5 protein-coding genes are annotated in these 5,794 nt (G+C 58.8%); 2 read left to right on the forward strand and 3 right to left on the reverse strand.

Features of this window, described 5'->3' with window-relative positions; all coding sequences use genetic code 11:
• The first annotated feature begins 300 nt into the window (after nucleotides 1-300).
• Nucleotides 301-1,881, forward strand: coding sequence for an apolipoprotein N-acyltransferase (lnt, locus tag ACXWUF_RS17125; protein ID WP_458495833.1), 1,581 nt, complete (start codon nucleotides 301-303; stop codon nucleotides 1,879-1,881).
• A gap of 208 nt (nucleotides 1,882-2,089) precedes the next feature.
• Nucleotides 2,090-3,640 (forward strand): metallophosphoesterase family protein, encoded by a 1,551-nt coding sequence (locus tag ACXWUF_RS17130; RefSeq protein WP_458495834.1) that lies wholly within the window; start codon nucleotides 2,090-2,092, stop codon nucleotides 3,638-3,640.
• A 60-nt stretch (nucleotides 3,641-3,700) separates the two neighbouring features.
• Here the strand turns inward: ACXWUF_RS17130 and ACXWUF_RS17135 are convergent, their stop codons facing one another.
• The 3 genes from ACXWUF_RS17135 to ACXWUF_RS17145 form a co-directional block, all read right to left on the reverse strand.
• Nucleotides 3,701-4,111 carry a hypothetical protein gene (locus tag ACXWUF_RS17135; RefSeq protein WP_458495835.1) on the reverse strand — a complete coding sequence of 137 codons (411 nt, stop codon included), beginning with the start codon at nucleotides 4,109-4,111 and terminating at the stop codon, nucleotides 3,701-3,703.
• Between the two features lie 199 nt (nucleotides 4,112-4,310).
• A complete protein-coding gene (locus ACXWUF_RS17140) occupies nucleotides 4,311-5,435 on the reverse strand; it encodes a hypothetical protein (RefSeq protein ID WP_458495836.1) in 1,125 nt (374 codons plus the stop codon).
• Nucleotides 5,436-5,540: 105 nt separating this feature from the next.
• A partial coding sequence (locus ACXWUF_RS17145; RefSeq protein WP_458495837.1) for a hypothetical protein occupies nucleotides 5,541-5,794 on the reverse strand: 254 nt, incomplete at its 5' end.

Here is a 5,794-nt window from a genome sequence, read left to right on the forward strand (position 1 = left end):
CGGCGCTTCGGTCGCGGTTGGAAACCGCCCCCACGGGATTACGCGCTCATGTCCTTTAAGCCGCGTCCCATTTGAAACAGAAATGCCATAACCAACCGTCGGACGCCTTGTATAGGATGGGTGCAGCGCAGCGAAACTCATCACAACAGGCTAAGCGGCATGATGGGTTCCGCTATCGCTCCACCCATCCTATGAGTTACGGTTTTCAAGCTGGACGCGGTTTAGAATGGGCGAGGGCAAGACCGCCAGCGCTCACCCGCGAACATCGACCCTCTATTGGCATCATAATTTTAAGCGACCATGAATAACCCGCTTCCCAACCCAGCCCGCCAGTGGTTGCTGCCTGCCTTGTCGGGCGTGTTGATAGGCACCAGCTATATCCCATTCCCCCCCTGGGCCTCGCTATTCTGCTTCGTGCCGTTATGGATTTTCTGGCGTCAGCAAACCAGCCTGAAAAGGGTTTTCCTGGGGGGCGTGCTGACCTCGTTCATATTCACGCTGATTGGATTCAACTGGGTCACGTATTTATTGCATGAATTCGCGCACCTGCCTTGGCCCGTCGCGGTGCTTGGCATGGTGGCTTATGCGTTGCTGGCCCATTTATTCGTGCCCTTGGCGGGCGTGCTGTGGTATTGGGGACATCGTAGATTCCAGTGGCCGGATCGTCTGTCGATGGGCTTAATGGCTTTAATTACTACCTTAAGCGAAGCCTATTCCCTGACCTTGTTTGATTGGAATTTCGGGTATTCCTGGTATGGGTCCAATATCCCGCTTTACCATTGGGCGGAAATCATTGGTTTCAGTGGGCTGAGCGCGGCCACCTTATTGGCTAATTTGCCACTGTATTATGCCTGGATAAACCGGCGGAAAATATCCGGGAGGTTATGTCTGGCGGCGGTGATAGGCGTGTTTGCGGTGCTGAATATCAGCGGCGCATGGCTTAAAAATAGGCTGCCCGCGCCGGATGCTTCCCTTAAGGCGCTGCTGGTGCAAGGGAATATCGGGGATTCCACGGTCATGGCGAGTGAACAGGGGGAAGGCTATGAAGCGCAGGTACTCCGGCAATATTTCGATTTAACCGACCAAGGCGTCAAGGGCAATCCGGGGGCTATTGATTTCGTCCTGTGGCCGGAAGCGGCTTATCCTTCGGCGTTGGGCGAAGAGTTCAGGAACAAGAAATATCCGACAGTATTAAGGAGCTACCTACGTGATCGCCAAGTGGCCCTGATTACCGGGGCTTTCGGTGTCAACATGCCTTCCTGGATGATTACCAATTCATTATTCGTGCTGGATAAGAATGGGGAGATTGTCCCGCCCCGTTACGATAAAACTATTTTGCTGGCTTTCGGCGAATATATCCCCGGCGAACAAGTTTTCCCTTGGATACGGGATTTATTGCCGCCCACCGGAGGCTTGGCGCGGGGTGCTGGACCCACGGCCCTGCTGAATTTAGGGGATTTCAAAATTGGGCCGCAGGTGTGTTATGAAAGCCTGTTTCCCTGGTTTTCAAAAGGCTTGGCGGACTTGGGTGCCCAATTCATTGTGAATGTGACCAATGATTCCTGGTATGGTGCGTGGCAGGAGCCTTATCAGCATATGTATATGACTTTGGCGCGGGGGGTGGAATTCCGCCGACCCGTGTTGCGGGTCACGAATACCGGCATCTCCACCGTGGCGCTGGCGTCCGGGGATATTTTGCAGCGCTCGCCCATTCATGAAGCCTGGGCGGGGGTTTATGAGGTGCCTTATCTCAAGAATCCGCCGACCACGTTTTATCAGCGGTGGTTCTGGCTGGTGCCGGGCTTGTTGTGGGGGGCGCTGGCGGTTTTGCTGGGTATGGGAACAATCAGGCACCATTTTGGGCGCGGAAAATTTTCGTGAGCCACCTGAAAATAGCGGTTTCCGGTTTCAATGAATCCATTAGGATTTACGCAATCTTCCGTTCGTGCTGAGGTATCGAAGCATGAACGGAAGATTGCCCCGCCATTCGCCCCCTTCGACGCCGCTCAGGACGGGCTTCGATAACTCAGGACGAACGGCAGGGCAATCAGTCTTTTGTGTAAGTCCTATCAATCGACAATCAAAACCTATGTTCGATATTAATTTGCTAGGCTCGATTTCCGGCCAGCCCGTCTATTCCGCCGATGACATTATCGCTTTGTTATCCTCCGAGCGGACACCTTTGCGGTTCGGTACCGATTTCGTCGGGCGGCCCGTGACCGCGATTTATCGGAATGGGATGACGGTGGCGAAATTGCGCACCGAATTCGATTGGGCGCCCGCCGTGATGGAGAAATGGGTCCGAAAAACCTTATCCAGGGAGCGGGAACTAGGCGTCCATCATCCCGATAAAACCTGGTATCTGGCCCGGTGTCACGAGGACGACCGATTTTTAATCGGGAATATCTGTCCGGCCCTGAAACCCCTTAATCAATTACTGATGGATTCCCCCACCGACGCCCTGGAGAGCGACCGGCGCTTGGCGTGGTTCGATAGCCTGTTTCGCATGTATTTCGCCGTGGGTCGGCAAAAGGGGGTCAGGCTCGACGAGGGCTTGTCCAATTTTGGTTTGGACGAAGCGGGGACTCTCTATTACCTGGATGACGATATTTATTCCTGGGATGAATTCGTCACCCTCAGCCATGTGATAGGGACGTGGTTCCGGGCGCACGCTTGGTTCGACGCGGAGTTCAGCGAGCGGCTGGGCGACTTGTTGCGGGAGGTGCTGAGCGCCGATCCGTTGGGCACTCACTACGCCCGGGCGGCGGCTGAGCAATTGCGCGGACTTTATATGCCCCAGCCGGACAAGCGGGAGGCGTTGGAGGCTTTCGGCGCCGCCCTGGTGCGTCGCAGGGGGCACCAGACGACGCCCCGGCGCAGTCCCCCGCCCGCCAACCAAGCGCGCTATCTGGCGCTGCTGGCGGACATCCACGCCAATCTGCCAGCCTTGGACGCCGTGCTTGAATTCTTTAAGGGGGAGGGCATCGGGCATGGCTTGGTGCTGGGCGATATTGTGGGCTACGGCCCGTTTCCCGCCGAATGCATCGACCGAATCGCCGGTTCGGGGTTTCTGGCGATTAAAGGCAATCACGACCACGCCGTCGCCACCGGCAACATCGCCGAGGGTTTCTCCCAGGCGTCGCGGCGGCCTTTGGAATGGACCCAGTCGGTCCTGTCCGATAGCCAGCGGGCTTGGCTCGATCAACTGCCCCTCAGCCTGGAGGGCGAGGGCTGGCTGGCCTTGCATGGCTCGCCCATCGACCCGGCCTATTTCAACGGCTATGTCTACGAGCTGACCTACGAGGGCAATCTGGACAACTTGGAGCGGCGGGGCATCGGCTTGTGCTTCCATGGGCACAGCCATATTCCGGCGGTCTATGCCCGGCTGCGCAATGGCTTGAATGCGTGCGTCACCGAGTCCACCCAGAATTTCGGGGATTATCGCTATGCCTTGGTGTGTCCGGGATCGGTGGGGCAGCCACGCAACCGCCAGCCGGGTGCCCAGGCGGCGGTGTGGGATCGCGTGGAGCAACGGCTCCGTTTTGTGAGCCTGCCCTATGACATCGCGTCCACCGTGGCCCGGATGCGCGAGCTGGGATTCGCGGACGGTTTGTGCCAGCGCTTGTTGACGGGGCTTTAGGCCGGGCATGAAAAAGGGCGGACCTCAGTCCGCCCTTGCCGATGGGGATCGGGGCCGCGATTAGGACGGGCAGTACGGGGCAATCCGGGGGAGATTGATGCGCACCGCCGACCAACCCATGCCTAAGTTGGTTTTCCGGCTGGTGATGAGGACCACCAGCGAGTTGGGCCGGTCGGGCACGGTGGCCATGAAGTGGTAGGTGTGGTCGGTGGTCATCTGGACTTCCTTGATGGTGTTTTCGACCTTTTTACCCCGCTGGCTGGACAGCAGCGATTCCACCGCCAGGACGTTCTTGCCCCGCAGCATGTCCACCGCCGCCGCCGCCACCGCCTCGATGTACGACTGGGTGAAGTAAGGGACGTTGTGGGCGACCGACAGCAGCAAGCCGCTGGACAGGTCCACCACCGCGCAACCCAGCGCGCCATCGACATCGCGCAGTATCCCCTGGATGACTTCGTCGAGTTTTGCCATGTGTTTTCTCCAAGCTGTTTTGGTTGTAGTCGGTTAAGTTATCGAAGACGACGGGCGTTGCCTGCCGTCGGGTCCATGGAAGAACCGCCGATTCTCCGAAGGGGCGGGGCGATAGGCGGAGCCTATCTCGGTGGGCCGCTGGCCGCGAGACGGGGAGGTGCGGTCAACGGCCCACCGAGATGGAATCCGTGTGCGTAACTCAGGATTTGAGGCGCGTGGCGATTTTTTCGTACAGGTCGCGGTCTTGGGCGTCGGCGGCTGGCTGGCGAACCGAGGCTTCCCCCCCTCGTTCCAGCAAGCCCAAGGCTTCGAAGCCATTGTGAAAGTTGATGGCCTTTTCTTCCGAAATCCGGGTGTTCGCCACGATGGTGCTTAGGTCGGCGGTGTTGCCGCCCATGAAGGCCGCCACTCGGACATAGTCCACGGAGTCGGGGAAATGGCTGAGGTTCTTGAGGTCCGGCCAGCGCTTCAGGCGCACTGGCTCGTCGGGGCGGCAACCGGCCCACAGGCGACCCCTGGAGCCAAGCAGCACCGCCAGGAACACCAGCTCATCCAAAGCGATGCCACGGGCGCGAATGCCCAGCACCTCGCGGGTCAGACCCTCATGACTGAGCAAGTGGACCTCGATCCGCTGGCGCGGCTCGGACAGGATGGGCCACAGCGCGATTTTGTCGCCGGGCACGAAATACAGTTTTGGATCGGGGTCGATCAACAGCGTGCCGCCCCCGTCGTCGCAGACCAGTCGGCGCGGCACGCCATCGGCGCGGGATTGGCGCACGATGCCGGGCAGATAATGCTCCGGGTCGTAGACCGTTTCGTCCTCGGCGGCGACGGACAAGCGCGGCTCGATAAAGGGATGAGCGGGCCTTTTCTCAATGACCTCCGCGATGGGCGTTGGTTGGGCTGGGGCTTGATCCGGCGGGGCGGGCGGTTCGGCGGGGTGGGCGACCTGCGGTGGATAAGCGGCGGGCGGAGTGGTCTCGACGGTTTCCGTGGCGCCCGTCAGCTTGGCGCCCATGGCGTTGAGGACGCGGATGAGTTCCGACAGGCCCGGCGGTTTCTCCGGGGCGCTATTGATTCGCCATTCGGCTTCGATCTCAAGGTGAGGCGTGGCGCAGGCGACCAGTTTATCCGGGGGGAATTCGGCCGAATAGGCCGTCCACTGGTCCGCCGATTCCACCGCCGCCAGATAGGCGTCCGCTGGTCCATCGGCCAGCCAGCGCCAATCTTGGCGCAAACGGCTCTGGGCGATGGTGAACAAAGATTCCAGCCAACTATGCTGAGCTTCGGTAAACCCGACCGGCCTTACGAAGAGGCACGCCATAGGTGTTTCCTGTGATTTATCTTGGGGTTTGGCAGCCTGGGAAGCGGTCGGCGCGACTTCCGCTGGCGAGGGCGGGCATGGGTTTATGTTGGCCGGAAAGCGATTTCACAATCCCACACCCATTTTATTGTTAAGCATCCTATCACGAGCATGTACGAATATTGCATGGCAAAAATAAATAGCAGGAATAATGAAAATGGCAAAAGTGCCTTCCTTAAAGCGTAGGCTTTTTTCGGTGTTTTTCCGGCCCGCGCAGGCTTTCCCGGCGCGTTTCTCCCATTCCCGACATGGCGTAAAATCTTGACTCATGGGACTTACGCAGCTTTTAGCTTGTAGTCCCGCCTTCAGGCGGTTATTTG

The sequence above is a fragment of the Methylomagnum sp. genome, from assembly GCF_054333355.1.

Coding starts and splice junctions, on each gene's coding strand:
- lnt (WP_458495833.1), top strand. CDS start 301: ATGAATAACCCGCTTCCCAACCCAGCCCGCCAGTGGTTGCTGCCTGCC.
- ACXWUF_RS17130 (WP_458495834.1), top strand. CDS start 2,090: ATGTTCGATATTAATTTGCTAGGCTCGATTTCCGGCCAGCCCGTCTAT.
- ACXWUF_RS17135 (WP_458495835.1), bottom strand. CDS start 4,111: ATGGCAAAACTCGACGAAGTCATCCAGGGGATACTGCGCGATGTCGAT.
- ACXWUF_RS17140 (WP_458495836.1), bottom strand. CDS start 5,435: ATGGCGTGCCTCTTCGTAAGGCCGGTCGGGTTTACCGAAGCTCAGCAT.